29 protein-coding genes are annotated in these 26,549 nt (G+C 68.9%); 18 read left to right on the top strand and 11 right to left on the bottom strand.

The genetic code is table 11. The annotated features are described in order from the left end of the window. The first annotated feature begins 31 nt into the window (after positions 1 to 31). From ACGFH6_RS02295 to ACGFH6_RS02265, 7 genes are all read left to right on the top strand, one after another. A complete protein-coding gene (locus ACGFH6_RS02295; protein ID WP_393379774.1) occupies positions 32 to 589 on the top strand; it encodes a TetR family transcriptional regulator in 558 nt (185 codons plus the stop codon). Positions 590 to 839: 250 nt separating this feature from the next. Further along, positions 840 to 2,567, top strand: a complete 1,728-nt coding sequence (locus tag ACGFH6_RS02290; protein ID WP_393379773.1) for a S1C family serine protease — start codon at positions 840 to 842, stop codon at positions 2,565 to 2,567. A gap of 901 nt (positions 2,568 to 3,468) precedes the next feature. Beyond that, positions 3,469 to 4,911, top strand: coding sequence for an MFS transporter (locus ACGFH6_RS02285; RefSeq protein WP_393379772.1), 1,443 nt, complete (start codon positions 3,469 to 3,471; stop codon positions 4,909 to 4,911). Next, positions 4,908 to 5,441: a TetR family transcriptional regulator gene (locus tag ACGFH6_RS02280; RefSeq protein ID WP_393379770.1), complete on the top strand. Its 534-nt coding sequence runs from the start codon at positions 4,908 to 4,910 to the stop codon at positions 5,439 to 5,441. The genes ACGFH6_RS02285 and ACGFH6_RS02280 overlap by 4 nt, the downstream gene beginning before the upstream one ends. Before the next feature lie 179 nt (positions 5,442 to 5,620). After that, on the top strand, positions 5,621 to 9,223 hold the full coding sequence (gene metH / locus ACGFH6_RS02275; protein ID WP_393379768.1) for a methionine synthase: 3,603 nt from the start codon (positions 5,621 to 5,623) through the stop codon (positions 9,221 to 9,223). 19 nt (positions 9,224 to 9,242) lie between these two features. After that, positions 9,243 to 9,719, top strand: a complete 477-nt coding sequence (locus ACGFH6_RS02270) for a GNAT family N-acetyltransferase (protein WP_393379766.1) — start codon at positions 9,243 to 9,245, stop codon at positions 9,717 to 9,719. Positions 9,720 to 9,819: 100 nt separating this feature from the next. Next, positions 9,820 to 10,671 (top strand): HAD family acid phosphatase, encoded by an 852-nt coding sequence (locus tag ACGFH6_RS02265; RefSeq protein ID WP_393379765.1) that lies wholly within the window; start codon positions 9,820 to 9,822, stop codon positions 10,669 to 10,671. Here the strand turns inward: ACGFH6_RS02265 and ACGFH6_RS02260 are convergent, their stop codons facing one another. Next, complete coding sequence (locus tag ACGFH6_RS02260; protein ID WP_393379764.1) at positions 10,672 to 11,337, bottom strand: TetR/AcrR family transcriptional regulator; 666 nt, start codon at positions 11,335 to 11,337, stop codon at positions 10,672 to 10,674. Between the two features lie 84 nt (positions 11,338 to 11,421). Between ACGFH6_RS02260 and ACGFH6_RS02255 the strand changes: the two genes are divergently transcribed. Then, positions 11,422 to 12,375: an SDR family oxidoreductase gene (locus tag ACGFH6_RS02255; protein ID WP_393379763.1), complete on the top strand. Its 954-nt coding sequence runs from the start codon at positions 11,422 to 11,424 to the stop codon at positions 12,373 to 12,375. Then, complete coding sequence (locus ACGFH6_RS02250; protein WP_393379761.1) at positions 12,372 to 13,139, top strand: class I SAM-dependent methyltransferase; 768 nt, start codon at positions 12,372 to 12,374, stop codon at positions 13,137 to 13,139. Before ACGFH6_RS02255 ends, ACGFH6_RS02250 begins: the two co-directional genes overlap by 4 nt. Here ACGFH6_RS02250 and ACGFH6_RS02245 read toward each other — a convergent pair. Then, positions 13,132 to 13,659, bottom strand: coding sequence for a GNAT family N-acetyltransferase (locus ACGFH6_RS02245; RefSeq protein WP_393379759.1), 528 nt, complete (start codon positions 13,657 to 13,659; stop codon positions 13,132 to 13,134). The genes ACGFH6_RS02250 and ACGFH6_RS02245 overlap by 8 nt on opposite strands. 60 nt (positions 13,660 to 13,719) lie before the next feature. On the opposite strand from ACGFH6_RS02245, the gene ACGFH6_RS02240 reads away from it, so the two are divergent. Further along, positions 13,720 to 14,016 (top strand): hypothetical protein, encoded by a 297-nt coding sequence (locus ACGFH6_RS02240; protein ID WP_393379757.1) that lies wholly within the window; start codon positions 13,720 to 13,722, stop codon positions 14,014 to 14,016. Here ACGFH6_RS02240 and ACGFH6_RS02235 read toward each other — a convergent pair. Next, positions 14,013 to 14,555 (bottom strand): dihydrofolate reductase family protein, encoded by a 543-nt coding sequence (locus tag ACGFH6_RS02235; protein ID WP_393379755.1) that lies wholly within the window; start codon positions 14,553 to 14,555, stop codon positions 14,013 to 14,015. The two genes, ACGFH6_RS02240 and ACGFH6_RS02235, sit on opposite strands and share 4 nt — an antisense overlap. Positions 14,556 to 14,613: 58 nt before the next feature. Then, positions 14,614 to 16,089: a polysaccharide lyase 6 family protein gene (locus ACGFH6_RS02230; RefSeq protein ID WP_393379754.1), complete on the bottom strand. Its 1,476-nt coding sequence runs from the start codon at positions 16,087 to 16,089 to the stop codon at positions 14,614 to 14,616. Between the two features lie 229 nt (positions 16,090 to 16,318). On the opposite strand from ACGFH6_RS02230, the gene ACGFH6_RS02225 reads away from it, so the two are divergent. Further along, complete coding sequence (locus ACGFH6_RS02225) at positions 16,319 to 17,146, top strand: SAM-dependent methyltransferase (protein WP_393379752.1); 828 nt, start codon at positions 16,319 to 16,321, stop codon at positions 17,144 to 17,146. 160 nt (positions 17,147 to 17,306) lie between these two features. Next, positions 17,307 to 18,203, top strand: a complete 897-nt coding sequence (locus ACGFH6_RS02220) for a DUF3800 domain-containing protein (protein WP_393379751.1) — start codon at positions 17,307 to 17,309, stop codon at positions 18,201 to 18,203. Between the two features lie 108 nt (positions 18,204 to 18,311). Here the strand turns inward: ACGFH6_RS02220 and ACGFH6_RS02215 are convergent, their stop codons facing one another. Then, a complete protein-coding gene (locus tag ACGFH6_RS02215) occupies positions 18,312 to 19,082 on the bottom strand; it encodes an SDR family oxidoreductase (RefSeq protein ID WP_393379750.1) in 771 nt (256 codons plus the stop codon). A 138-nt stretch (positions 19,083 to 19,220) separates the two neighbouring features. Between ACGFH6_RS02215 and ACGFH6_RS02210 the strand changes: the two genes are divergently transcribed. The 3 genes from ACGFH6_RS02210 to ACGFH6_RS02200 all read left to right on the top strand — a co-directional run bounded on the left by ACGFH6_RS02210 (position 19,221) and on the right by ACGFH6_RS02200 (position 20,682). Then, positions 19,221 to 19,595 (top strand): YciI family protein, encoded by a 375-nt coding sequence (locus ACGFH6_RS02210; protein ID WP_393379749.1) that lies wholly within the window; start codon positions 19,221 to 19,223, stop codon positions 19,593 to 19,595. Between the two features lie 2 nt (positions 19,596 to 19,597). Next, a complete protein-coding gene (locus tag ACGFH6_RS02205; protein WP_393379747.1) occupies positions 19,598 to 19,972 on the top strand; it encodes a VOC family protein in 375 nt (124 codons plus the stop codon). 110 nt (positions 19,973 to 20,082) lie between these two features. Beyond that, positions 20,083 to 20,682: an adenylate kinase gene (locus tag ACGFH6_RS02200; protein WP_393379745.1), complete on the top strand. Its 600-nt coding sequence runs from the start codon at positions 20,083 to 20,085 to the stop codon at positions 20,680 to 20,682. A gap of 46 nt (positions 20,683 to 20,728) precedes the next feature. Here ACGFH6_RS02200 and ACGFH6_RS02195 read toward each other — a convergent pair whose 3' ends face one another. Then, a complete protein-coding gene (locus tag ACGFH6_RS02195) occupies positions 20,729 to 21,361 on the bottom strand; it encodes a hemerythrin domain-containing protein (RefSeq protein ID WP_393379743.1) in 633 nt (210 codons plus the stop codon). Positions 21,362 to 21,406: 45 nt separating this feature from the next. Between ACGFH6_RS02195 and ACGFH6_RS02190 the strand changes: the two genes are divergently transcribed. Beyond that, a complete protein-coding gene (locus ACGFH6_RS02190; RefSeq protein WP_393379742.1) occupies positions 21,407 to 21,688 on the top strand; it encodes a DUF1905 domain-containing protein in 282 nt (93 codons plus the stop codon). A 23-nt stretch (positions 21,689 to 21,711) separates the two neighbouring features. Continuing rightward, entirely contained in the window at positions 21,712 to 22,761 is a 1,050-nt protein-coding gene (locus tag ACGFH6_RS02185; protein ID WP_393379741.1) for a biotin/lipoate A/B protein ligase family protein, read from the top strand. Here ACGFH6_RS02185 and ACGFH6_RS02180 read toward each other — a convergent pair. From ACGFH6_RS02180 to ACGFH6_RS02170, 3 genes are all read right to left on the bottom strand, one after another. Further along, entirely contained in the window at positions 22,745 to 23,590 is an 846-nt protein-coding gene (locus ACGFH6_RS02180) for a PhzF family phenazine biosynthesis protein (RefSeq protein ID WP_393379739.1), read from the bottom strand. The genes ACGFH6_RS02185 and ACGFH6_RS02180 overlap by 17 nt on opposite strands. Positions 23,591 to 23,602: 12 nt before the next feature. Further along, on the bottom strand, positions 23,603 to 24,232 hold the full coding sequence (locus ACGFH6_RS02175; protein WP_393379738.1) for a dihydrofolate reductase family protein: 630 nt from the start codon (positions 24,230 to 24,232) through the stop codon (positions 23,603 to 23,605). A gap of 74 nt (positions 24,233 to 24,306) precedes the next feature. After that, on the bottom strand, positions 24,307 to 24,615 hold the full coding sequence (locus tag ACGFH6_RS02170) for a hypothetical protein (RefSeq protein WP_393379736.1): 309 nt from the start codon (positions 24,613 to 24,615) through the stop codon (positions 24,307 to 24,309). Between the two features lie 136 nt (positions 24,616 to 24,751). Between ACGFH6_RS02170 and ACGFH6_RS02165 the strand changes: the two genes are divergently transcribed. After that, entirely contained in the window at positions 24,752 to 25,141 is a 390-nt protein-coding gene (locus tag ACGFH6_RS02165; protein ID WP_131362797.1) for a VOC family protein, read from the top strand. Positions 25,142 to 25,165: 24 nt separating this feature from the next. On the opposite strand, the gene ACGFH6_RS02160 is transcribed toward ACGFH6_RS02165, so the two are convergent. Both ACGFH6_RS02160 and ACGFH6_RS02155 read right to left on the bottom strand, forming a co-directional pair. Further along, a complete protein-coding gene (locus ACGFH6_RS02160; protein ID WP_393379734.1) occupies positions 25,166 to 25,786 on the bottom strand; it encodes a DUF1707 domain-containing protein in 621 nt (206 codons plus the stop codon). Further along, positions 25,783 to 26,484 carry a PadR family transcriptional regulator gene (locus ACGFH6_RS02155; protein ID WP_393379733.1) on the bottom strand — a complete coding sequence of 234 codons (702 nt, stop codon included), beginning with the start codon at positions 26,482 to 26,484 and terminating at the stop codon, positions 25,783 to 25,785. Before ACGFH6_RS02155 ends, ACGFH6_RS02160 begins: the two co-directional genes overlap by 4 nt. Positions 26,485 to 26,549 lie beyond the last annotated feature (65 nt).

Here is a 26,549-nt window from a genome sequence, read left to right as displayed (position 1 = left end):
CAACTAACCGGTTGGTTGGTACGCTGGAGGCATGCAGCAACGGAACGCCGATCGGACCAGGACGAGGATCTTGGCGGCCGCCACCGAGGAGTTCGCCGCGCGGGGGATCGCCGGGGCGCGAGTCCAGCGGATCGCCGAGGTCGCCGAGTGCAACAAGGCGATGCTCTACGCGTACTTCGGGAGCAAGGACGGGCTGTTCGACGCGGTCTTCACTGCGTCCGTGGAGGCCTACCTCGAGGAGGTGGGGTTCGACGCGACGGACTTGCCGGCGTACGCGGGCCGGGTGTTCGACTACTTCGAGGAGCATCCCGAGCACCTGCGGTTGTCGGTCTGGTACCGGTTGGAGCGGCCGGAAGGGCACCCGTTGGACGCGATCCTCGCGGTCAATCGGAGCCGGCTGGACGATCTCGTGCGGGCTCAGCGGCGACGGGCCGTGCCAGGACACTTCGCGGCGGTCAGTCTGCTGTCGCTGATCCAGGCGATCGCGACGAGTTGGTCGTCGATGAATCCGGAGTACGGAACCGGCGTACCGAGCCGGGCGTTGCGGCGCCGGGCGGTGGTGGAGGCGGTGGAAAAGATTCTCAGCTGATTCATTGGCTGGCCCAATGGGGTTCTCAGTCTGGCGCGCTCTAATCGACTGCAGAGAGAACTGGGCTGAGGAGGCAAGGGGAATGAACGAGGGCGCGGAACGGCAGCAAGCTGGACAGGAGCCTACGCAGCAACCGGACAGCTGGCAGGCCGGTCCGCCGCAAGCGGCACCGCACGAGCCGCAGCACGCGGAACCACAGCAGACGAATCCACTGCAATCCGGACCACAGAGCGCGGCACCGCAGCAGCAAATGCCGCAGCAGCAGGTGCCGCAGCAGGTGCCGCAGCAGCCGCAGGCACCGCAGCAGCAAGCGCCGCAGCAGTCGGGACAGACGTACCAGGGGCAGCAGCAGCCGGGGCAGCAGTACGCCGGGCCGCAGCAGTACCCGGGACAGCCGAATGCACCGCAGCAGGCGGGTCAGTCGCCGTTTGGGCAGCAGCACATGGGACAGCAGTTTGCGGGGCAGCCGCCGTATGGGCAGCAGCATGCCGGGCAGGCGTATGGACAGCACCACGCGAGCCAGCAGTACCCCGGGCCGCACTACGCGGGACAACCGCCGTATGGACAGCCGCCGTACTACCCGTTCGGGCCACAGGCACCGCGGCCGGGACGGCGGGGGCGTCGGTTGCTGGGAGCGGGTGCGCTCGGGCTGGCCGCCGTACTGGTCGCCGGATCTGTTGCCTGGGGCATCGGTCGGCAAGCCGGCGGCAACGGGTCGCAGCTCTCGCAGCAGCAGTTCGACGCGTCGGCGGTCGCGGCGAAGGTCTCGCCCGGGCTCGTGGATGTGAACACGGTGCTCGGGTTCGAAGGTGCTCGCGCCGCCGGGACCGGGATCGTGCTGAGCTCCGACGGTGAGGTGCTGACCAACCACCACGTCATCGAGGGCGCCACGTCCATCACCGTGACCGACATCGGGAACGGCAAGACGTACCAGGCGGGTGTTGTCGGGTACGACGACCAGCACGACATCGCCGTACTCAAGCTGAAGGACGCGTCCGGGCTGGAGACCGCGAAGATCGGCAACTCTGACAAGGTGGCGGTCGGCGACCAGGTGGTCGGGATCGGCAACGCGGGTGGTACCGGCGGTACGCCGAGCCACGCGGCGGGCAAGGTGACCGGCCTGAACCAGGCGATCACCGCGACCGACGAGAACGGGCAGGACCCGGAGAACCTCACCGGGCTGATCCAGACCGACGCGAACATCCAGGCCGGCGACTCCGGCGGACCGCTCGCGAACGCGTCCGGCGAGGTGATCGGTGTCGACACTGCTGGGTCCGGCGGAAACAACGGCGGGCAAGGACGGCCTGGCCAGGCGGCGGCAACCACCGGCGGCTCCACGACCGCAGTCCAGTCCGCGGCGACCAACGGAACCCCGGCGACCGCGATTCAGGCGGCGGATGGCAACGGGACCGGAAACGGCAACGACGACCCGTTCGGCGACGGATCCCAGGACCCGTTCGGCAACGGCGGCGACAACGGCTTCGGCGACGGGTCCGGCAACGGGTTCGGCGACGGCCAGGGCGGCAACGGGTTCGGCGACGGCCAGGGCGGCAACGGCAACGGCGACGGTTCGGGCAATGGTGGTAGCGGGAACGGGCAGGGCCAGAGCACGACCGAGGGCTTCGCGATCCCGATCAACCAGGCGATGGACATCGCGGACCAGATCCAGGACGGCAAGGCGTCGGACGCCGTACACATCGGTGACTCGCCGATGCTGGGCATCTCGGTGGTCACCGACGCCGGCGTCACCGGCGCGGCAGTCGGCGACGTGATCGCGGACGGCAAGGCCGACGATGCCGGCATCGCCGCCGGCGACGTCATCACCTCCTTCGCCGGCCACCCGGTCGACTCGGCCGACGCCCTGTCGAGCCTCCTGAACAAGCAGCACCCCGGCGACAAGGTCGAGGTCGGCTGGACCGACCAGTCCGGTCAGCAGCACAAGGCCACGATCGAGCTGATCACCGGCCCGGTCCGCTGACCGAACCCCCAATCCGGTAGTCCGCTGCAGTGCACCCCTTGCTGCAGCGGACCACCGCGATCGGGCCCGGTACACCTCCCTCCTCAGTGGGGACCGGGCCCGATCCCCTCCGACGTACCTCGGTCGGCTGACCGAACCCCCTGATCCGGTCTGCTGCAGTGCACCCCTAGCTGCGGCGGCCCGCCGTGATCGGGTCCGGTGCACCTCCGTCCCCTCGGAGGACCCGGGCCCGATCTCCACCGACGTACCTCGATCGGCTGACCCGACCCCTTGACCCGGTCTGCTGCAGTGCACCCCTAGCTGTGGCGGGCCGCCGTGATCGGGTCCGGTGCACCTCCGTCCCCTCGGAGGACCCGGGCCCGATCTCCACCGACGCACCCCGGTGCGCTGAACCAACCCCCGATCTGGTCTCGCTGCAGTGCACCCCTAGCTGCTGGCGGGCCACCGTGATCGGGTCCGGTGCACCTCCACCCCCTCGGAGGACCCGGGCCCGATCTCCACCGACGTACCTCGGTCGGCTGACCCGACCCCTTGACCCGGTCTGCTGCAGTGCACCCCTAGCTGTGGCGGACCGCCGCGATCGGGCCCGGTGCACCTCCCTCCCCTCGGAGGAGCCGGGCCCGATCTCCAATGACGCAATCCGAATCCCCAGTCCGGTCCGCTGCAGTGCACCCCTAGCTGCCGGCGGACCTTCCCGATCGGGCCCGGACACCTCTCTCCCCTCGGAGGACCGGGCCCGATCCCCATTGATGCCCGGGCCCCGCGACGGCACCGGGGTCATGCCTACCTCCCGTGTGGGAGTGGCCGGGAACCCAGTGTTTGGGGAAAACAACTTTCGGTGTGGGCGTGTAGTCGTTAGTCTTGCTAAGTAAACATGCGTTCACTGCCGTGAGGATGTGTTTTGAGCGTTCGTCCTGCCGCCCGTCCGCGGCTGATTCTTGCCGCGCTCGCATCGTGTGGCGTTCTCGTCTCCGTCAGCCAGACCATCGTCGTACCGCTGCTCCCCGTGCTCCCCGGGATCACCCACAGCCCGATCTCGGACGTGAGTTGGCTGATCACTGTGACGCTGCTCACCGGCGCGGTGTTCACCCCGCTGCTCGGCCGGGCCGGCGACATGTACGGCAAGCGCCGGGTGCTGCTGATCGCGCTGGGCTCCATGGTGATCGGTTCGTTGCTCTGCGCAAGTAGTTCGGACCTGACGGTACTGATCGTCGGTCGCGCGTTCCAGGGTGCCGCAGTCGCCGTCGTACCGCTCGGCATCAGCATCCTGCGCGACGAGCTGCCACCGAGCCGGGTGATCCCGTCCATCGCGCTGATGAGCTCGACCCTCGGCGTCGGCGCGGCCTTCGGCATCCCGGCCGCGACCCTGGTCGTGCAGTACTCGAACTGGCACACCATGTTCTGGATCTGCGTCGGCATCGGCCTGTTCGACGTCCTCCTGGTCCTGCTGATCGTGCCCGAGTCCGCGGTCCGGACCAGCGGACGCTTCGACGTACCCGGCGCCCTCGGACTGAGTGCGTTCCTCGTCTGTCTCCTGCTCGCCGTGTCGAAGAGCAGCACCTGGAGTACGACGACCATCGTCGCCCTGTACGCCGTCGCCGTCCTGCTCGTCCCGTTGTGGGGGATCTTCGAGCTCCGGACCCGCAGCCCGCTCGTGGACCTCCGAGTGTCCGCGCGTCCCGCCGTACTGTTCACCAACCTCGGTGCCCTGCTGATCGGCTTCTCGTTCTACGCCAACTCGCTGTCGACCGCGCAACTGGTGCAGGAGCCGAAGTGGACCGGGTACGGCCTCGGCGCGTCGATCGTGGTCAGCGGTCTCTGCCTCCTGCCAGGCGGTGTCGCGATGGTGCTGCTGTCGCCGGTCTCGGCCCGGATCTCGTCCGCCCGCGGACCGCGGTTCACCCTGATCGTCGCGTCGATCCTGATGGCGGCCGGGTACGTCGTCCGGCTCTTCACCAGCAGCAACATCGCGGGAATCGTCATCGGCGCGACCGTCGTCTCGGCCGGAACCGCGGTCGCGTACTCGGCGCTGCCGGCCCTGATCATGCATGCTGTGCCCGTGACCGAAACCGCCGCGGCGAACGGCCTCAACACCCTGATGCGCACGATCGGCTCCGCGATCTGCAGCACGATCGTGGCGACCGTGCTGGCGAGCGTGACGATCGCCAAGGACGGCCAGGTCGCGCCCGCGTTGTCGGCGTACCTGATCGTATTCGTCATCGCCGGGGTTGCCGCCGTCGTCGCGGCCGGTCTCGTGACGCTCATCCCGGCCCGTCGGCAGACGCCGGTCCACCTCGAGACAACGGCCAACGCATCGGCGAGTACGACGGCGAGTACGACGTGACCGATCCGGGGCGGATCGCGATCCTGCGCGCGGCGCGACGGGCGTTCGCGCTGCAGGACTACAACGCGGTGACGCTCCGCGGGATCGCCGCCGACGCGAACGTGAGCGCGGCGCTGATCGTCAAACACTTCGGCAGCAAGGAAGCACTGTTCGACCGGGTGGCCGACTTCAGTGAGGCCGCCGACCTGCTGCTTGCCGCGCCCGACGAGGAGCTCGGTCGGCATGCCGTGCTGACGCTGGTGAACTATCGCCGGACGAACGGCCTCGACCTCCTGGTCCGAGTGGTGTTCGCGGCCGGCAGCGGCAACGAGCGCGCCCTGATCCGCGAGCACTTCCGCGACCAGGTCACCCGCGGTTTCGCGGCCCGGCTCACCGGTGACGACATCGACATCCGCGCCGGCCTGATCACCGGCCAGCTCCTCGGTCTCGGTGCCGCCATGTCGATCGACAAGACCGGCCCGGTCGCCACCGCCGACCCGGGCACGATCGCCGACCTCTACGCTCCCGGCATCCAGGCCCTGATTCACTGAGGTCACTTCCCGGACAGGTATCTCGCTATTTGGGCACTGACCCTGAATTCTGTGACCGACGCCGCTAACATGGTGCGGCCAGTCCGAGAGGCGCTGCAACGGACCGCCGGGTCCGCCACGCTCGACTGGTGGCTTCGACTGCAAGGGCGCCTCCGGAGTCACTCTGGAGGGGACGGCAGATGAGCGAAACCGCGCTACGGGAACTGCTGGATCAGCGGATCGCAGTACTCGACGGCGCCTGGGGCACGATGCTGCAGGGCGCGAAACTGAAGCCCGAGGATTTCCAGGGCGACCGATTCGGCGACCACACCCACGACGTCACGGGCGACCCCGACATACTCGCCCTGACGCGGCCCGATCTCATCCTCGACGTCCACCGTCAGTACCTCGCGGCCGGCGCCGACATCACCACCACGAACACGTTCACCGCGACGAGCATCGGGCAGGCCGACTACGGCATGCAGGAGTACGTGCGTGAGATGAACATCGCCGCCGCACGCATTGCCCGCCAGGCCGCGGACGAGGCCGGTGGCCGGTTCGTCGCGGGTTCGATCGGCCCGCTGAACGTGACCCTGTCGCTGTCGCCGCGGGTCGAGGACCCGTCGTACCGGGCGGTGACGTTCGAGCAGGTGAAGGCCGCGTACGCCGAGCAGATCGCGGCGCTGGCCGAGGGCGGCGTGGACCTGCTGCTGATCGAGACCATCTTCGACACCCTGAACGCGAAGGCCGCCGTCACCGCGGCCCGCGAGGTCGCGCCGGACCTGCCGCTGTGGATCTCGGTGACGATCGTGGACCTGAGCGGCCGGACCCTGTCGGGCCAGACGGTCGAGGCGTTCTGGAGCTCGGTCGAGCACGCCAAGCCGCTGGTCGTCGGTGTCAACTGCTCGTTGGGCGCCGCCGAGATGCGCCCGCACGTGGCGGACCTCGCGCGGTTCGCCGACACCTACGTCGCCTCGCACCCGAACGCCGGCCTGCCGAACGCGTTCGGTGGGTACGACGAGACGCCGGAGGAGACGGCCGGAATGCTGGAGGAGTTCGCCGGCTCCGGTCTCGTCAACATCGTCGGCGGCTGCTGCGGTACGACGCCCGCCCACATCGCGAAGATCGCCGAAGCGGTGCGAGAGCTCGCGCCGCGGACCGTCGCACCGACCGACCACACCACCCGGTTCTCCGGCCTCGAGCCGTTCAAGATCGGTGCGGACACCGGGTTCGTGATGATCGGCGAGCGGACCAACGTGACCGGCTCGGCGAAGTTCCGCCGGCTGATCGAGGGTGACAACCACCAGGCCGCGGTCGACGTGGCGCTGGAGCAGGTCCGCGGCGGCGCGAACCTGCTGGACGTGAACATGGACGCCGACCTGCTCGACAGCGAGCAGGCCATGACCACGTTCCTGAACCTGATCGCGACCGAGCCCGAGGTGGCCCGGATCCCGATCATGATCGACAGCTCGAAGTGGACGGTGCTCGAGGCCGGCCTGAAGTGTGTGCAGGGCAAGGGCGTGGTCAACTCGATCAGCCTGAAGGAGGGCGAGGAGGAGTTCCTCGACCGGGCCCGGCGGATCCGCGACTACGGCGCCGGCGCGGTGGTGATGGCCTTCGACGAGCAGGGCCAGGCCGACACCGTCGAGCGCAAGGTCGCGATCTGCGGCCGTGCGTACGACCTGCTCACCGGGATCGGCTTCCCGGCCGAGGACATCATCTTCGACCCGAACGTGCTCGCCGTCGCCACCGGCATGTCCGAGCACAACGGCTACGCGAAGAACTTCATCGACGCTCTGCCTTTGATCAAGGAGCGCTGCCCGGGCGTGCACATCAGCGGCGGGATCTCGAACCTGTCGTTCTCGTTCCGTGGCAACGACATCGTCCGCGAGGCGATGCACTCGGCGTTCCTGTACCACGCGGGCAAGGTCGGCCTGGACATGGGAATCGTGAACGCCGGTCAGCTGGCCGTCTACGAGGACATCCCGAAGGATCTGCTCGAGCTGGTCGAGGACGTCATCTTCAACCGGCGCGACGACGCTACCGACCGGCTGGTCAGCTTCGCCGAGAACGTGAAGGGCAAGGGCACCAAGCGCGAGGTCGACCTGACCTGGCGCGAGGGCACCGTGCAGGAGCGGCTGTCGCACGCGCTGGTGCACGGCATCGTCGACTTCATCGAGGAGGACACCGAGGAGGCGCGCAAGCAGCTGCCCCGTCCGCTCGAGGTGATCGAGGGTCCGCTGATGGACGGCATGAAGATCGTCGGCGACCTGTTCGGCGCCGGCAAGATGTTCCTGCCGCAGGTGGTGAAGAGCGCCCGGGTGATGAAGCGCTCGGTCGCCTACCTGGAGCCGTTCATGGAGGCGGAGAAGGAGCAGGCCCGGCGGGAGGGCCGCGCCGAGATGGTGCGGGGCCAGGGCAAGGTCGTGCTGGCCACGGTCAAGGGCGATGTCCACGACATCGGCAAGAACATCGTCGGCGTCGTACTCGGCTGCAACAACTACGAGGTGATCGACCTCGGCGTGATGGTGCCGGCGGCAAGGATCCTGGACACAGCCGTTGCCGAGGGCGCCGATGCGGTCGGGCTGTCCGGCCTGATCACCCCGTCGCTGGACGAGATGGTTGCCGTCGCCGCCGAGATGGAGCGGCGCGGACTGAAGCTCCCGTTGCTGATCGGTGGCGCGACCACGTCCAAGCAGCACACCGCGGTCCGGATCGCCCCGGCGTACGAGCAGACCACCGTGCACGTGCTGGACGCGTCCCGGGTGGTCGGTGTGGTCTCGGACCTGCTCGACGACGAGCGTTCGCGAGAGCTTGCCCGTAGCAACAGTATTGAGCAGGAGCGGTTGCGCGAGCAGCACGCGAACAAGCAGCGCAGCCCGCTGCTCACGCTGGCCCAGGCGCGCGCCAACGCCGAGCCGGTCGAGTACGGCGAACTCCCGGTGCCCGCGTTCACTGGCCTGCGTCGAGTGTCGCCGGACCTGGAGACGCTGCGCGCGATGATCGACTGGCAGTTCCTCTTCCTGGCGTGGGAGTTGAAGGGCAAGTACCCCGCGATCCTGGATCAGCCGGTGGCGCGCGAACTGTTCGACGACGCGAACACGCTGCTGGACGAGATCGTTGCCAACGGCTCCTTCACGGCCGAGGGTGCGTACGGGTTCTGGCCGGCGCACAGCGAGGGCGACGACATCATCCTCGACGGACTGGACGTGTCGTTCCCGATGCTGCGCCAGCAGACCGAGAAGCCGGCCGGACGGCACAACCGGTGCCTGGCCGACTATGTCGCGCCGTCCGGCGACCACCTCGGTGGGTTCGGGGTCGCGATCCACGGTGCCGAGGCGCTCGCGGCGTCGTACGAGGCGAAGAACGACGACTACCGGGCGATCATGGTGAAGGCCCTGGCCGACCGGCTGGCCGAGGCGTTCGCGGAGTGGATCCACCTGGAGGCGCGGCGGGCGTGGTTCGAGCCGGACGCCGAGCCGGTGCTGGAGGACCTGCACGCCGAGCGGTTCCGCGGCATCCGGCCGGCGCTCGGGTACCCGGCGAGCCCGGACCATTCCGAGAAGCAGGAGTTGTTCCACCTGCTCGAGGCGGAGAAGCTCGGCCTGGGGCTGACCGAGTCGTTCGCGATGACCCCGGCGGCCGCCGTCAGCGGTCTGATCTTCGCCAACCCGGCGTCGCGCTACTTCAGCGTCGGCCGCCTGGGCCGCGACCAGATCGAGGACTACGCCGTACGCCGCGGCCTGTCCGTCGAGGAGATCGAGCGCTGGCTGCGGCCGAACCTGGCCTACGACCCTGCGTGAACTCCCCTACAGTGACGGAATGACGGTCACCCTGCGCCCCGCCACCGACGACGATGTCGAGACCGTTGCCGCGGTCTGGCACGCCGGGTGGGGCGACGGGCACCTGGGGCATGTGCCGGACGAACTGGTCGCGGTGCGGACCAAGGAGACGTTCTGGAGCCGTGCCGCGGAACGGGTCGCCGATACCACCGTCGCGGTGGTGGGGGACGAGGTCGCGGGGTTCGTGATGGTGACCGGGGACGAGGTCGAGCAGGTGTACGTCTCGCGCGACCACCGTGGTTCGGGAGTAGCCGGGACGCTACTCAGTGAAGCCGAGCGCCAGGTGAAAGCCAACGGGCACAGCGAAGCCTGGCTCGCCGTGGCCACGGGCAACGCTCGGGCGCGACGCTTCTACGAGCGCAGCGGCTGGAGCGACGGGGGAGCCTTCGACTACCCCGCCACCGTGGGAGACAGCGCGATTCCGGTGCCGTGTCATCGGTACGTCAAGCAGGTCTGACGCGGAGGATTCCCCTGTACTTGGGGTGTACGGCAGGTGTATCGGCTCCGAATGGAGTTAGTTTGCCTTGGCAAGCGTTCCCGTTCCTGGAGAGGTCACCATGGCAATCCGTTCCTGGCGCCGGCCGTCGCGTCGGCTGGTTCTCACCGGCGTCGCCACCGTCGCGCTCACGTCGGTCGTCGGCGGGCTCGCGTACTCGGCCGGGGCCGCGTCGCAGCAGCCGGCCATTCAGACCTCGACGCCGCGCACCGAGCGGCAGGTCACCAACATCGACGTACTGCGGCAGCAGTTGCGCAACTACTACGGCGATCCGCTCGGCACCGGTACGTTCGCGGCGGACAGCAACTACGCCAAGGAGGCCAAGTCGGCGGCCGCGTCCGGCACGCGCTGGATCTCCGCGCCGCACCACACCAAGAAGACCAAGGCGATCCTGCTGGACGTCGACGACACCTCGCTGGCGACCTGGAACTACGAGATCTTCAGCAACTGGGCGTTCAACCCCGCCACCAACGCCGACTACGTGCTGAACCAGCGATTCCCCGCCGTACCGGGGATGGTCGACCTGGTGAAGACCGCGGAGCGAGAGGGCTACGCGATCTTCTTCCTGACCGGTCGCGGTGCCGCGCAGGAGGCGGCGACGCTGGGCAACCTGACCGAGGACGGGATCGGCGTCGACGCCGGCTTCCCGAAGCCGACGACGTTGCGCGACGGCGAGGACGGCCTGTTCACCAAGCCGGCCGTGGCCGACTACCCGGACTACCTGCAGAAGGCCTGCGCGAACGACCCGAACGGATCCTGCACGACGATCCACTACAAGTCCGCCACCCGGGCGCACATCGAGTCGCTCGGCTACGACATCGTCGCGAACTTCGGCGACCAGTTCTCCGACCTGAAGGGTGGGTTCGCGGACCGCACCTTCAAGCTGCCGAACCCGAACTACTACCTGCCGTAATCAGCGGGGCAGGACGCCTTCGAGCAGAGTCGTGACGTGCTGGCGCAGGGTGGGCTCGAACTCCATCCGCAGCGCCGAGATCGAGGGATCCGCCTTGAAGGCGGCGAGCAGGGCCGGGGTGGGATGGGCGTGCGTCCAGACCGCCCCGGCCAGCATGCTCGCCGGCGGGATGAAGCGCCGCGCGCCCTCTTCGCCCATCTCCGGCAGCGCGCCGACGGTCAGCTCGACCATCCGTTCGTAGCCGGCCGCGGCCGCGCGCTTGAACGCGATCGCGGTCTCGGTCGAGATGTTGCGCTCCAGCACTGACGCCTGCGTGCTGATCAGATCGCAGAAGACCGGACGCCCGGCCAGCGTGCTCACCACGGCATCCACGAGCAGTTCTGCTCGCTCGTCGAGCGGCGCGGCCGGTGGTACGGCGGCGAGCGCGGTCGCGAGGTCCTCCACCCAGGCCGCGAGCTCGGAGCTGTTGAGCTCGAGCAGGACGGCCTCCCGCGACTCGAAGTACTTCAGCACGTTCGACTTCGCCAGGCCGACGCGACGGCTCAGCTCGTTCAGGCTGACGTCGCTGACCGGCATCTCCGCCAGCATCGCCGCCGCGGTCGCCAGGATCGCCTGCCGCCGGACGGCCCGCTGCTCCTCGCTCCGGGCCCGCTGGAATGTCGTCACCCTCACAGTCTACAGACCGCTGGTCTGTTGTTATCGTACCGCCGGTCTGATAACGTCGAAGCCATAACAGACCATCAGTCTTTTATGGAGGCACCGATGTACGTCGTACCCGACCAGACCGGCAAGCTCGCTGTCGTCACCGGCGCCAACAGCGGCACCGGCAAGGAAGCCACCAAGCGTCTCGCCGCCGCCGGTGCGCGGGTGGTGATGGCGGTCCGGACCGTCGCCAAGGGCGAGGCAGCCCGGGCAGAGATCCTGGCCGAACACCCGGACGCCCAGCTCGAGGTACGGCGGATCGACCTCGCCGACCTGGCGTCGGTGCAGGAGTTCGCCGACGGCCTGAGCGCGGACGAGTCGCACCTGGACCTGCTGGTGAACAACGCCGGCGTGATGACCCCACCGACCCGCAACGTCACCAAGGACGGGTTCGAGCTGCAGTTCGGCTCCAACTTCCTCGGCCCGTTCGCACTGACCGTGCGGCTGCTGCCGCTGGTGCTGGCCGCGCCGGCGCCGCGGATCGCGACCATGAGCAGCGGGACGGCGAACTACGGCCGGATCCATTTCGACGACCTGCAGTGGGAACGTCGCTATCGCTCGAACCTGGCGTACGCACAGTCGAAGCTCGCCGACCTCATGCTGAGCAACCACCTGGCCAAGCTCGCCGCCGACCGTGGTTGGAACCTGCTCAGCGCCGCCGCGCATCCCGGCTTCACTCGCACCAACCTGCTGACGGCCGGCGCCTCGCTGGGTCGTGACCAGCTTCCGCTCGCCACCCGGATCGCGCACCGCCTCAACCCGCTCCCGTCGCAGGGCGTCGAGATCGGTACCGAGCCGCTCCTGTTCGCCGCGACCAGCCCCGACGCCCGATCCGGTGCGTACTACGGCCCGTCCAACTTCTTCGGCCTGGTCGGACCCACCAAACTCGCCGCCGCGCCCAAGCGTTCCCTCGACGTCGAGGACAACGCCAGGCTCTGGTCCGTGGCCGAGCAGCTCACAGGTGTTGCGCTCCCGCATCACGGTCCTATCCTGCGCAAGTGACCCAGTGGTCGAGCGGTGAGATCTACGAGTCCTACGTGGGCCGATGGAGCCGGCTGGTCGCCGCCGACTTCGTGAGCTGGCTGGACCAGCCCACCGGCCTGCGCTGGCTCGACGTCGGCTGCGGCACCGGCGCGTTGACCAGCACGATCCTGCGTACGGCGGATCCGGTCTCGGTGCTCGGCGTCGACCCTTCCGCCGGCTTCATCGAGCACGCGAGGCAGCACGTCCGCGACGAGCGAGCGAGCTTCGAGGTCAGGTCGGCGGCCGAACTGCCGGACGGCCCGTACGACGTGGTGGTCGCCGGGCTCGTCCTCAACTTCGTCCAGGAGCGGGCCGAGGCGCTGCGGCGGATGCGGGAGATCGGGTCGACAGTCGGCGCGTACGTCTGGGACTACGCCGAAGGCATGCAGCTGATGCGGAACTTCTTCGACGCGATGCTCGAAGTACGTCCACAGGATCGCGAACACGATGAAGCGGTCCGCTTCCCGTTCTGCACGGCTGAGGGCCTCGAAGCACTGTTCACCGAGGCCGGGTTCACCACGGTCAGCACGCGGGCGATCGTCGTACCGACGGAGTTCACGTCGTTCGACGACTACTGGCGGCCGTTCCTGGGTGGGCAGGGGCCGGCGCCGGCGTACCTGCGCAGCCTGGCCGAGCCGGATCAGGAGACGCTGCGGGAGGCTGTGCGCGCACGGTTGCCGATCGAGGCGGACGGTTCGATCCGGCTGACCGCACGAGCGTGGGCCGCGAAGGCTGTCAGCTGAGGTAGTCGGACCGGAGCAGGCCGAAGAGAAGGTCGTCGGTCCACTCGCCCTTGAACCAGCTGTTCGACGGTCGCAGACCCTCCCGCCGGAAGCCGAGACGTTCGAGCAGTCGGGCCGACGCCGTGTTGCGGGCGTCGCACTCGGCCGAAACACGATGCAGATTGCGCTCGACGAACAGCTGGTCGAGGAGGCCGCGGACCGCCTCGGTCGCGTAGCCCTTGCCCTGGTGCTCGGGGGACAGGGTGAAGCCGAGTTCGGCCTGCCTGAGGTTCTCGTGCAGGTTGAGTCCGATGTCGCCGATCAGTACGCCGTCCAGGTCGACGGCGTACTGGAACCAGCCGGGCTTCATCGGATCGCCGTCCGCGAACTCCTCGACAGTCTTGAGCGCTTCGGACAGCGGGAGTGGTGCGTCCCACGACTGGTACCGCGCAACGTCCGGATCCGACCGGTACGCCGCGAACGCCTCCGCGTCCTCGGGGGTGAAGCGACGCAGGCTCAACCGCTCGGTGCGCACCAACATCCGGCCATCATGTCAAAACCGCTCCCTCGGCTCCGTCGTACCAGTGAGAGGAGAGCGCCGATGAAATTCCTGGTGATCCTGCAGGGCGACGGCGAGCAGCCGCTGCGCCGCGACGAGTTCGAACGAGCCGCGTACGACGCGGGCGAACTGGTCTGTGGTGAGGTGCTGGCCGACCCACAGCTTGCCGTGCACATGCCCGATCGAGCGGCTCCGGCCGCCATCGACGCCTACTACCTGATCGACGTGGAGAGCCGTGAGCGGGCGGTCGAGCTCGCGCGCCTACTGCCGGACTCCCAGACCGCCGGGCGATCTGTCGAGATCCGCGCGGTGATGCACTCGACCGCCGCAGACTTCTAGCGCACCACCTTGAACCAGAGGTTGGTCGCGAGCTCGTTGTCGGTCACGCTCAGGCGTTCGAGGCGGACGGTCCGGCCGCCCGGCTGGTCGAACAGGCGTGTGCCGTCACCGAGCATGACTGGGACGAACAGCAGCAGTACTTCGTCCAGTTCGCCGGCCTCGATGCACTGCTTGGCGACATTCGCGCCGATCACGTTGACGTACTTGTCGCCGGCCGCCTCCTTCGCTATCGAGAGCGCCTTCGCGAACTCGTCGACGTACGTGACGCCCGGCTCGGGACTGTTCGGTGGGCGGTGCGTGAGCACGAACAGCGGGCCACTCCACCCGCCGCCGAATGCCTGGCCCTCGCCGGCTTCGCCTTTGTGCGGGTCGTCCCCGTCGTGCGACCGCCGCCCGACCAGGATCGAGCCGATCCGGGGGATCAGTTCGTCGACCTCCGGGTTCGGGCCGAGGTACGGGCGCATCCACTGCATGTCGCCGTCCGGGCCGGTGATGAAGCCGTCGACCGACATCGTCACCGAATACAGCACCTTCGCCATGGGTCCTCCTGCTCGCTCGTTGGCTGGTTCGTGTTAAGACGAGCGAGCAGGAGAAAACTCATCGGGACGCCGGGCCTACGTCCGAGGGAGTGAGCGGGCGGTTGATCGCAGGGGCCGTGCTGTACTCGTCGGCGCCGACATCCGCGGTGCCGGTGCGCGGCTGACCGTCGAGGTCCTTCGGCACCTTCGGGTAGCTCTTGCTTGCGGCGTTGATCGCGGGACTCGAGGACGTCAGGCGGCGGATTCCGTCGGAGCCGGCCGCGAGCTTCGGGTCCTTGCGGGAGAATCCATCGGCCGGGATGTTGCCGTCGGCCGCGGCGCCCCAGCAGAGGTTGCCGGACCACGCGATGCCGTCGAGGTAGGGCATCGACACCAGTTGCTTGCCGGAGTCGCCGATCAGCAGGTTGTCGGTGATCGAGCAGCCCAGTGGCGGCAGGGTCCGCTGCGACTCACCGCTGATCGCCGTACCGCAGGCGAGGACGGTGTTGAGCCCGATCGTCACCCGGTCCGGGGCGTCGTTGCCTTGGCGGCTCTCCGGTGAGTCCTCCGGTTTGTGGTCGCGCACGTTGCCGCTGCCGAGGACGATTCCGGAGCCGCCGATCTGCTCGGTGTAGTTGTTCACGATCAGGTGGTCGTTGCCGTAGATCCGGATTCCGTTGCTCCCGGCAAGGATGAAGTTGGCTTCGATCCGGGACCGGTTGCCGTGCCGGAGCACGATGCCGCCGAGGCTGTCGCGGATGGTGTTCTGCCGGATCGTGTTGCCGGACGACTTGACCGAGATCGCCTCCGGATCGCCGTTGGCACGCTCGAACAGATTCTGCTCGACCAGTGCGCCGGCGTCGCTCAGCGAGCGGCCGCTGAGGCCGAGCCGGATCGGTTCGCCGCCGTTGTCGCCGGCGAAGGTGTGGTCGGAGAAGTAGTTGCGAACGATCCGCACACCCCGCGCCATCCCGTCCGACCCGGGTCCCTCGACGCCGAGGAAGATCCCGAGCGTCGACTTGCCGTGGAAGTGGTTGCGCTCGACGGTGGTCGAGTCGCCGCGGACCATCAGCCAGTGCATCCCCTCGATGTCGGCGAGCTGAAGGTCGTTGCGGCTGAGCGTCACGTGGTGACAAGTGGTCGGGACCTCGAAGGTCGTCCGTTGCTTCAGCGTGAACCCGCTGACCGTCACGTATGACGAGTCGCCGAACACGAACCCGCGATTCCCGGTCAGCGTCACGCCGCCGACGGTCTCGGACCGGATCACGATCGGCGCTCCGTCGCTCCCGCGCCTGCCCTGGATCGCGATGGTCTCGTCGCCGGGAACGTCGTACGTGCCGTTGGCAACCACGATCTCGGTGCCGGGGTGGGCTGCCGCGATCGCCTGCCGGAGTTCCTCGAGGGTTCGGGCCCGGACGGGCCGGGTGTGTGTCCGGGTGCCGGGACTGGCCGTCGCGGCCAGTGCGGTGGCTGGCGGTGCGGCGGTGGCGGGCAGTGCGGCGGTGGCGGTCAGGCCGGCGCCGAGGGCGGTGGACAGGAAGGTACGGCGATGCATGGTGTCCTCCGGGGGTGATTCGGGGCGGGGTCCGGATGTGGCTGCCCAGTCTGTGGCGATCGACGGACGCTGGCAAGCGTTTACCAACCAAGGTGTCCAGATCTCCCGTGGGGTGGGACGGATGGGGGCCGGGTTCCGCCGCACAGCCCCGGCGCGATCGCGGTCGGCGGTACCGGTAGCCTTCCGGCAATCGACCTTTTCGGATTCGGGAACGAGGTGGATCGGGGCGATGCCGGAGCGGAACGAGGCCCGCCAGGTGCTGCCCGACCTCGACCTCCACCGGCCCTCCGAGGCCCGGCTCTACGACCTGTTCCTCGGCGGTAAGAACAGCTACGAAGTGGACCGCAGGCTGTTCCAGGAAGTCCTGGAGATCGCGCCCGAGGCACCGGACCTGGCCCGGGAGAACCGGCGCTGGCTGGGCGACGCGGTCCGCTGGATGATCAGCGACGGTGTGCATCAGTTCCTCGACCTCGGCTGCGGCCTGCCGGCCGCGCCGAACACCCACGAAGTCGCGCTGAAGGCCGATCCGCAGGCGAAGGTCGTGTACGTCGACAACGACCTGATGGCGATCTCACACGGTCAGGCGCTGCTCGCCGACGACCGCAGCACGTTCTTCGCCGACGCGGACCTGACCGACCCGGAGTCCGTGCTCAGGCATCCGGTCGTCACCGAGGCGCTCGACCTGAACCGGCCGGTCGGGATCATCCTCGGGCTGGTGCTGCACACGATCCCGGACACCAAGCAGGTCCGGCGGTTGGTCTCCGACTACCTGGCCGCGGTGCCGCCCGGGTCCTACCTGGCGATCACGCATCCGGTGAACGCCCGCGACGGCAGCCGGCTGGGCGAGTTCGCGACCGCGGTCGAGGCCAAGCTGAAGGAGTCCTTCCCGGCCCTCACCTTCCGCACTCCCGTGGAACTCGCCGAGATCGTGGCCGGTTTCGAGTTGATCGAGCCAGGTCTGGTCGACCTGACCGGCTGGTGGCCGCCCGCCGAGCAGAAGCTCGGTCCGACCGGCGCCGCCCTGCTGCTGTACGTCGCTCTCGCCCGCAAGCCGTGACAATTCACTGGTGGATCGACCCGGATCGCACCGATGATGGGTCACATGTCTGCTCAGGCTGCTGCTGCCGCTCACTGATCACGCGGTTCCCCGCCTGATCACGCCCGTCCACGCGGCGGGCCCCTTCAGCGTGCAGTCCACCAGCCTTGGAGCTCTTCTCATGCACCCCACGTCATCATCGGCGTCGGTCGAGATCGCGTGTGACGAGTCGGGGTTCTCCGGGAGCAATCTCCTGGACCCCGAGTCGCCCGTGATCACCCACGCCAGTGTGGATCTCGACGTACCGGAGGCCGCCGAACTGGTCGCCGTCCTGCAGTCCAGGTTCCGCCGTCGCGGGACCACGGAGTACAAGTCCAACCTGCTGCTCCGGCCCGAGCAGCGACCCGCGCTGGAGTGGTTCCTCACCACGCTGCGCGGGCACGCCCATGTCCATGTCATCGACAAGACGTCGTACGTCGCCGGCCGGGTGATCGAGTTGCTCGTCGACGAGCCGTCGTACGGCGATGGCACCCGACTGGCCCGGGATCATGGGGAAGTCGTGGCGCGGTTCCGGGACCGGACCGCCTTCCTGGACGCGTTCCTCACGATGACGCGGACCAAGCGATTGCGGCTGCTCGACCATGCCGCGATCGACCGGTTCTTCGCGTTGCTGCCGGCCGATGTGCCGGTTCTGCGCGAGGTGACGCGGGCGCGGGTCGAGGAGGTGCTGCTGCGGTTGATCGACGACGATCGTTCGATCCCGCCTCCGCTCGAGCCGATGGTGCCCGCGGTGGCCGACACGGTGCTGTTCTGGAGCGCCGGGCAGCGGTCGGTCGCGGTGGTGCACGACGAGCAGAGCGCACTCACGCGAGGCCGGATGACGCGGCTCGGCGCCTACCTGGCCGAGGCTGTCGCGCCGGCACCGCCACCGCTCCTCAGCCTCAAGCAGGTCGACTCCAGACACGATCCACGAGTCCAGGCGGCGGACTTCCTGGCCGGCATCGCCCGCTGGCTCGCCACTGACCCGACCCCGCTCCCGGCCCTGACCGAGCTACTCGATCCGTATCTGCCGGTTTAGCGCCCAAGTGTGGATGGCGGGTTGTGTGCCGGCTGGCGGGTTGTTGGGCGCCAGCGGTGAAACAACCCGCCAGTGGTAGCTGCGAACGCGACCTCGCCGGGGCAGTGCTCAGGATTGCTCGGCGAGGAAGGCTTCCCAGGTGCGGTGGCCGGTGGTGGCGCCGGTCAGGGTCAGGTTTCCGCCGGCCCGGTAGACCTTGCCGGCCTTGCCTGGAACGCGGACCGGCATCGACAGCCGGTGCTTGCCGGTGGTGCGCAGGTAGTCGCGGGCGAGGTCGCCCAGGCTGTACACCTTCGGGCCGACCAGGTCCGGGACGAGGCCGGCCGGCTCGCCCAGCGCCAGCTTGGCGAGCCGCGCCGCGACGTCGCGCCCGTCCACCGGCTGGAACCGCACGCCACCGGGGATCGGCAGCACCGGAAGCTTCGCCATCATGCGCGCGGTGTTCCAGGCGAAGTCGTGGACCTGCGCGACCCGCAGTACCGTCCACGGCACCGAGGACTCCCGCACGGCCTGCTCCGCGCCCAGCTTGGACTTGAAGTACGTCAGCGGGAGTTGATCCACCGCGGTCACCGAGATGTGCACCAGGTGCTTGACCCCGGCCCGCTCCGCGGCCCGGACGAGATTCCGCGTGCCGACGTCATCCCCCTTCGGCCCGCCCGCGAGATGGATCACCACCTCCACGCCGTTCAGAGCCTGTTCGATGCCGTCCCCCTGCAACAGGTCCGCCGCCACGTGCTCGACCCCGTCCCCGACATCCTTCGGGTGCCGGCTCAGCACCCTGACCTTCCACCCCGCCTCCACCACCAACGGCACCACCAGCCGCCCCAACGTCCCGGTTCCACCCGTCACCAGCATCACGCCCACAGTTCCTCCACTCATCACGACCCACCTCCGGGCCCCACCCCTCTGACGTCCGCGGCGGCGATGATGTGACAGCGAGCGTTTTGTCGAGAAGTGCCGGCGCGGTCCGACCTACGTGGTGACGGCGCACAGCGCGCCGTCGTGGAGGAGGTTGTGATGAAGTACCTGATCCTGATCTATTCGAACCCGGAGCCGTGGGGGCACCCGACGATCGACTTCACCGAGGTGGGGCGGGCGATCCCGGACGACGAGCGGGCGGCGATGCACAAGGAGTTCGAGGAGATGCTGGCCGAGATCTCGGCGTCGGGGGAGTTCGTGACGGCCGAGGCGCTGGCGGCTCCGACCGCGTCGACGATCTACCGCGTCGGCTCCAAGGGCCGCCGGGTGGCGACCGACGGGCCGTACGCCGAGGCCAAGGAGCAACTGGCCGGCTTCTTCGTGATCGATGTCGCATCCCGGGAGCGGGCCGAGGAACTGGCCTCGCGTTTCGCCGGCCCCGGCGACACCGTCGAGTTGCGCCCGGTGATGTGACGATGCCCGGGATCCGCCTGAGCTCGCCGACGCTCAACTGCCCGAACGCCCTCGAACTGGCCGCGTTCTACGCGGAGATCACGGGTGGGCGGATCGCGTACTCCGACCACGTCTGGGCGACCGTGGCCGGGCCAGGGGGCCGGATCGACTTCCAGAGCGATCCGGCCCATGTCCCGCCCACCTGGCCGGAGCCGACGGTTCCGATCCAGTTCCACCTCGACTTCTACGTCGACGACCTGGAGGCCGCCGCGTCCCAGGTCCTGGCCGCGGGTGCCACCAAGTACTCCCACCAGCCCAACGCCGACCACTGCCTGGTCTTCGCGGACCCGGCCGGTCACCCCTTCTGTCTGTCCACCTGGGACATGCTCGATCGGTGACTCGGGGTCTCGCCAGGGTCTCGCTCAGCGAGACGTGACGTACGACGTACCGCCAGGCGTCCGGCTCGCCTACCCTGATTGAACTTACCGAGAGTCAGGAGGGGCGAGCTGTGACGACTGTCGTCCTGATGGGTCCACCGGGTGCCGGGAAGGGCACGCACGCCGACATGCTCGCCGAGCAAGCCGCCGTACCGGCCATCTCGACCGGCGACATCTTCCGCGCCCAGGTCGCTGCCGGGACGGATCTCGGCCGGAGAGCCCAGCAGTACCTCGACTCCGGTGCGTACGTACCTGACGACGTCACGATCGCGATGGTCCGCGAGCGGCTGGCCGAGGACGACGCCCGCCCGGGCTTCCTCCTGGACGGCTACCCGCGCACCCTCGAACAGGCCGCCGTACTCGACGAGCTCCTCACCGCGCAGGAACGCCGGCTCGACGCGGTCGTCGTCCTGCGGGTCGACCAGGAGGTCCTGGTACGGCGCCTGCTCCGGCGCGCCGAGATCGAGCACCGCTCCGACGACACCGAGGACGTGATCCGGCGCCGCCTCAAGGTGTACGCCGACCACACCGTCCCGCTGATCGAGCTGTACGGCGACCGCGGCCTGGTGCACGAGGTCGACGGCGATGGCGAGGTCGCCGAGGTCCGCGAACGAGTCCTCCAGGTCGCCTACCGCCTCACCCTGGCCGAACGCCCCACCCCGGGCGCCTGAAACAGCCGCGCCTGTCCGAGCGCGCGGCTGTTGTGTCTTCTCGAGGTCAGCTGCGCCAGACCGGGGCGACCGACTTGCGGTAGTTGCGGCCGAAGACGCCGCTGATGATGGTGAGGACGGGCTTCGGGACCGTGCCGGTGATGGCGGCGGTCTCGTCGGGGCCGGCGCCGTCGAGGGCCCAGGCGAAGAACGTGCCGCCCTGCGCCGGGCTGACCTTGGCGAACTGCCGGCCCATCGCCTTCATCTCGGCGCTGTCCTGCTTCTCCAGGTACACCCCCTCGATCTCCGTCTCCTCGTGATCCAGATGCAGTACGGTCACCCGCTGCAGCTCCTGCATCGCGGCCAGTGCGGTCGCCGCATCCTCGGCGCTCGCGGTCCGGCGAAGGGACGCGATCGCCTCGCGGGTCTTGACCAACGCGGTCGCCATCGTGTCGTGCTCGGCGTCCATCTGGGTCAGCAGGTCCCGGCTCACCCCGATCGATTCCAAGGCCGGCCAGGCGATGTCGTGCTCACCTTCGTGGTGGCGGGTCAACTGTTCCTCGAAGTTCGCCCATGCCGTCGCGAGCTGCTCGGCCCGCCTCTGATCCCCCGCGGAGAACGCCCCCAGCGCGTCGACGAACCGCTGCAGATCCCGGCGGAACGCCGCGTGAATCGCTTTGTTCATGCTCATCTCAGCCATAGCTCGGAGTGTAGGCTGAAGGACGCTTGAAGTGGGGGTGTCCGGATGGGTACGACGGTCGAGTTCTCCGGGACCGTACGCCGCTGGAACCCTGACACACCGGGTGGCCTGGCCGTGGTCGACGTACCAGATGATTGCGTGACGCAACTAGGCGGCCGCAAGCAGCGACGGGTGACCGGAACCCTGAACGGCGCGGAGTTCGCCGGCAGCACGATGCTGGTCGCCGGCGGCGGATTCTGTGTGGGGGTCAGCAAGGCCGCGCTCAAGGCGGCGGACGCTGAAGTCGGCGACGACGTCGAGGTTGTCCTGCAACGGGAACAACCGTAGGCCGGCGCCGGTTGTCGCTGGATATGCATGGTGAGTACAAGGTTCCGGGCGGCAAGCTGGTGGTTGCCGATCTGGAGGTGGTCGACGATCACGTTCGGCGGGCGCAGGTCAGTGGGGACTTCTTCCTGGAGCCCGACGATGCGCTGGAGCGGATCAATGGTGCTCTTGCCGGTCTCCCGATCGCGACGCCCGCGGCCCAGGTGGCTGCTCGGGTGCGCGCCGTACTGGGGGATGGAGTCGAGATGCTCGGGTTCTCGCCCGAGGCCGTGGCGGTCGCCGTACGGCGGGCGCTGACGGGCGCGACCGGTTGGCGCGATCACCAGTGGGAGTTCGTGCACGACGTACCGCGCGAGCCCGCGCTGCAGATGGCGCTCGACGAGGTGCTGGCCGAGCAGGTCGGTTCCGGTGAGCGGGCGCCGACGCTGCGGGTCTGGGAGTGGGCGTCGAACGCCGTCATCATCGGCAGCTTCCAGTCCCTGCGCAACGAGGTCGACCTGGAGGGTGCCGCCAAGCACGACGTGACAGTGGTACGGCGGATCAGCGGCGGCGGAGCCATGTTCGTTGAACCAGGCAACACGATCACGTACTCGCTCTACGTCCCCGAGTCTCTCGTCTCCGGGCTGTCGTTCATCGAGTCGTACGCGTTCCTCGACGACTGGGTGATCGGCGCGCTGAACGATCTCGGCATCGCGGCGACGTACCAGCCGATCAACGACATCACCTCGCCGGCCGGCAAGATCGCCGGCGCCGCGCAGAAGCGGTTCGCCGGTGGCGCCGTCCTGCATCACGTCACGATGGCCTACGACATGGACGCCGGGAAGATGCTCGAGGTACTGCGGATCGGCCGCGAGAAACTGTCCGACAAGGGAACGACGAGCGCCAACAAGCGGGTCGATCCACTGCGCAGCCAGACCGGCCTCGACCGCGCGGAGGTGATCGACCGGATGGCCGCGTCCTTCGGTAACCGCTACGGCCTCGAGCCGGGCAGCATCGACAAGGCCACGGTGGACCTCGCCGAGGAGCGCGTCACCGCCAAGTTCGGCACCGAGGAGTGGCTCACTCGAGTCCCGTGATCGGTACGGCGTTTCCACTCACGCGGACCCTGGTGTCGTCTGCACGCAGTTCGACCTGGATGCGGCTCGGGCGACCGAGATCATCACCCTGGTGCAGAGTGAGCACGACCGGCGGTTCGACGAGCCCGCGCTCGCGGAGGTAGGCGCCGAACGCCGCGGCCGCCGCCCCGGTCGCCGGATCCTCGACCACGCCACCGACCGGGAACGGATCGCGCACCTGGAACACAGTCGCGGACTCGCGCCACACCAACTGCAGCGTGGTCAGATCGCGCTGCAGCATGTAGGCGAGCAGCCGATCGAAGTCGTAGTTCAGGTCGGCCAGTCGTTGCCTGGTCGACGTACTCACGATGAGATGCCGCGCCCCGGCGTACCCGATCGCCGACGGCAACGCGGGATCGAGCTCGTCCTCGCGCCAGCCGAGGATCTCGAGTACTTCGCTGATGTCGTCGATCTCCTCGACATGCGGCTCGACGCTGGTCAGCGTGGCCCGCAGTCCCTCCGGTGACTCCTCGACCACGACCGGCACGAGCCCGGCCTGGGTCGAGAAAACGAGCTCACCGGGACCGATCCGCTCAGCCAGCGCGACCGCGGTCGCCACGGTCGCGTGCCCGCAGAACGGCACCTCCGCCCTGGGGGAGAAGTAGCGCAGCGGGATCACCCCGTCGCGACCTTCGGAACCGCTGGTCAGGAAGGCGGACTCGGAGTACCCGACGTCCGCGGCGATCGCCTGCATCTCGGCGTACGTGAGCCGGCTCGCGTCGAGCACCACTCCGGCCGGGTTGCCGCCGGCCGGGTCGGACGTGAACGCCGTGTACCGCAGCACTGTCATTGGGTCATCCAATCACTGACGCTCCAGCCGGACGAAGGTCGCACTCGGATCACTGACCATCTCGGTCACCTGGAACGCGCCCAACGCGTCGTCCACGCCGTCGAACAGGCGCTCGCCGGCGCCCGCCAGGATCGGCGCGACGACGAGGTTGAGCTCGTCGATCAGGCCGGCCCGCAGGTACTGCTGGACCGTGTGGGCGCCACCGGCGATGACCACGTCGCGGCCGTCGGCGGCCTTCAGCGCGCGCTCCAGCACGACCTCGATCGGCTCGTCGGTGAAGTGGAACGTCGTACCGCCGTCCATCGGGATCGACGGCCGCAGGTGGTGGGTGAGGACGAAGGTGTCGTGATGGTACGGCGGGTTGTCGCCCCACCAGCCCGTCCACGACTCGTCCTCCCACGCACCACGCTGCGGGCTGAACATGTTCCGTCCCATGATGGTGGCGCCGACACCTTCGGCGAACCCGTCGATCCGGTCCGCCCCGAGCCCGCTCTTGCCGGCGGCCTTGTCCTGCTGCGCGACCTCCATCCAGTCGTGCAACTTGTCCATGCCGTCGCCGAACGGCGCGTCCAGCCGCTGACCCGGACCGGCCGCGATCCCGTCGAGGGTGATCGTGAAGTTGTGGACCCGAACCCTTGCCATGACAATCTCCTCAGTCTGTGGGCGGCTCTGCCTGCACCCCCAGGTCGGAACCGCCCGGACCGTCTTGACACGGCTCAGTCTGTCCAATCCAGCTGGACCTCCGGAATCCCCAACTCCCGCCCGAATTCCCGCGCCTCGGCCCGCGCCGCCGAGTCACCGCGCTCGTAGCGGAACACGCGGCCCGGGAAGACGACGAACACCTCCCGCGCGTCATGAAAGTCGGCGTACCACCCCGGCTGGTCCAACGCCCCGGCCAGTGTCTCCGCCAGCATCTCGGCCCGCTCGTCCTCGACCCCGAACTCCAGCACCGACCACACTGCCGCCTGACTCGGCGTCGCACTCGCCACGGCGTACCGACTGATCTTCCGCACGACCAGCGGCACGTCCGAAATCTCCACCCCAACCCGCAAACTCTCCAAAATCAACGCACCCTCGAACACCCAGCCTCCTCCCACGTCACCCCAGGAGGCTAGACAGCCCCGCCGACAGTTCCTGACAGGACGCGTTTAGCGTGGGGTGGTGGAGCGGATCGGGTATGTCATTTTGTATGTCGAGGATCTCGGGGCGTCGGTGGAGTTCTATCGGGACGTGGTCGGGTTGCCGTACAAGTTCACCGATGCGGGGTATGCGGAGTTCGGCACCGAGGGGACGCGGTTCGCGTTGTTCGAGCGGCGGCGCGCGGAGTGGTTGACCGGGCGGACGGTCTCGCCGGGGGCGGCCGGCGAGGTGGTGGTGATGGTCGACGACGTGGACGCGTGGGCCGATCGGCTCGCGGCCCGCGGAGTCGAGGTGCTCAGCGGGCCGGCCGATCGGCCGTGGGGACACCGGACCGCGCATGTCGCGGATCCGGACGGGTTCGTCGTCGAGTTCGCCCAGGAGATCCCGCGGCTACGCGGCCGCCGCGTGTGAAGTTGGTTGTCGGGGGCAACTGTGTCAGCGGTGCCGGTTCTGGTACTGCCAGCGGCGGCGGTGCGCTCCGCTGATCAAGAGGATCCAGAACATGCCCCACACCAGCCACGGCGCGGCCAAGGTGATCGCGGTGATCACCAGCGCGATCATCAGGATCGGGGCGAGCAGCACGAACGGCGGCGGACCTTGGCGCCGCCGCGGCCTGGCGGTCCGCGGCGACCACGGTCCCTGCGCGACCTCGAGGCCGGCCGGGTCCGGGAGGTCGTCGAACAGCGGCTCGAGGTCGTCGGCGTACCGCGCCCGGGTCGCCTGCTCGCTGCGCTCCTCGAACTCGGTCTGCGTCAGCCGGCCCGCGACGAAGTGGTCGCTGAGCACGGCGACGGCCTGGTCACGTTCGGTGTCTCCGATCCGGAGCGGGCCGCGGCGCCGCTCCGGCGAACGGTCGTCGGCCTCGCGCCGATCGTCCTCGCGCGGATCCAGCGTGCGCCAGTCCGGCCCGCCCCAGTCGGGTCCACGCCCATCGCGGCCGTGCCAGTCTCGGTCCTGCCAGTCGTGGTTGTGCCAGTCGTGGCGGCGGCGGTTGCGGCCGCGCCGGTCGGCGTCGCGCGACTCGGGATCGCGCCATTGCGGCAGTGGCGAGCTCATGACCGGTCCTGCTCGTCGTCCGGTCGCTCGTCGGCAAGGATCCCGTACAGCTTCCGCCGCAGCTCGGCCAGCGCGTCCTTGGCCCGCGCCTGCTGCTCCGGCGTACCGGTCGCGAGGATCTGCCACATCGCCGTCGCCACCTGGCCGAGCAGCGGCTTCAGCCCGTTCTCGTCGTCGTCGCTCGGTTCCCTCATCGCCTCCCACGGCGCGGACACCTCGTCGGAGTGCTCAGCGACGTACGCGCGTCCCTCGTCGGTCAGCGTGAAGGTACGGCGGCCGACCTCGGCGTCGGCGGTGACCAGGCCCTCGTCCTCGAGTTGCTGCAGGGTCGGGTAGATCGACCCCGGGCTGGGCTTCCACACCCCGCCGCTGCGCTCGGCGATCTCCTGGATGATCTGGTAACCGTTCATCGGCTGCTCGGCCAGTACGGCGAGGATCGCGGCGCGCACGTCGCCGCGCCGTGCCTTCGGCCCACGCCAGCGCGGCGGCGGACCCCACGGCGGGCCGAACATCTGGCCACCGCCGCCGAACATCCCCCACTGTCCGGAGAACGGCTGGTGGTGTCCGCGGTGACCGCGCCGCCCGGTCATGGCCGCGTGCAGTTCGTCCTTGATGTCGTCGAGCACTGAGTCGAACGCTGAGCAGTGCTGTGCGAGTTTCTGCCACGGCCAGCCCGCGGCGTACGTCGATCCGGTCATCCCGACCACCCGTCCCTCAGGAGTGAATGCGATACGTCGACGATATATCGCGACACATCGCAACC

This window comes from Kribbella sp. NPDC049227 (assembly GCF_043197265.1).
Lineage (GTDB): Bacteria > Actinomycetota > Actinomycetes > Propionibacteriales > Kribbellaceae > Kribbella.
This window is presented reverse-complemented; position numbering and strand designations above follow the sequence as displayed.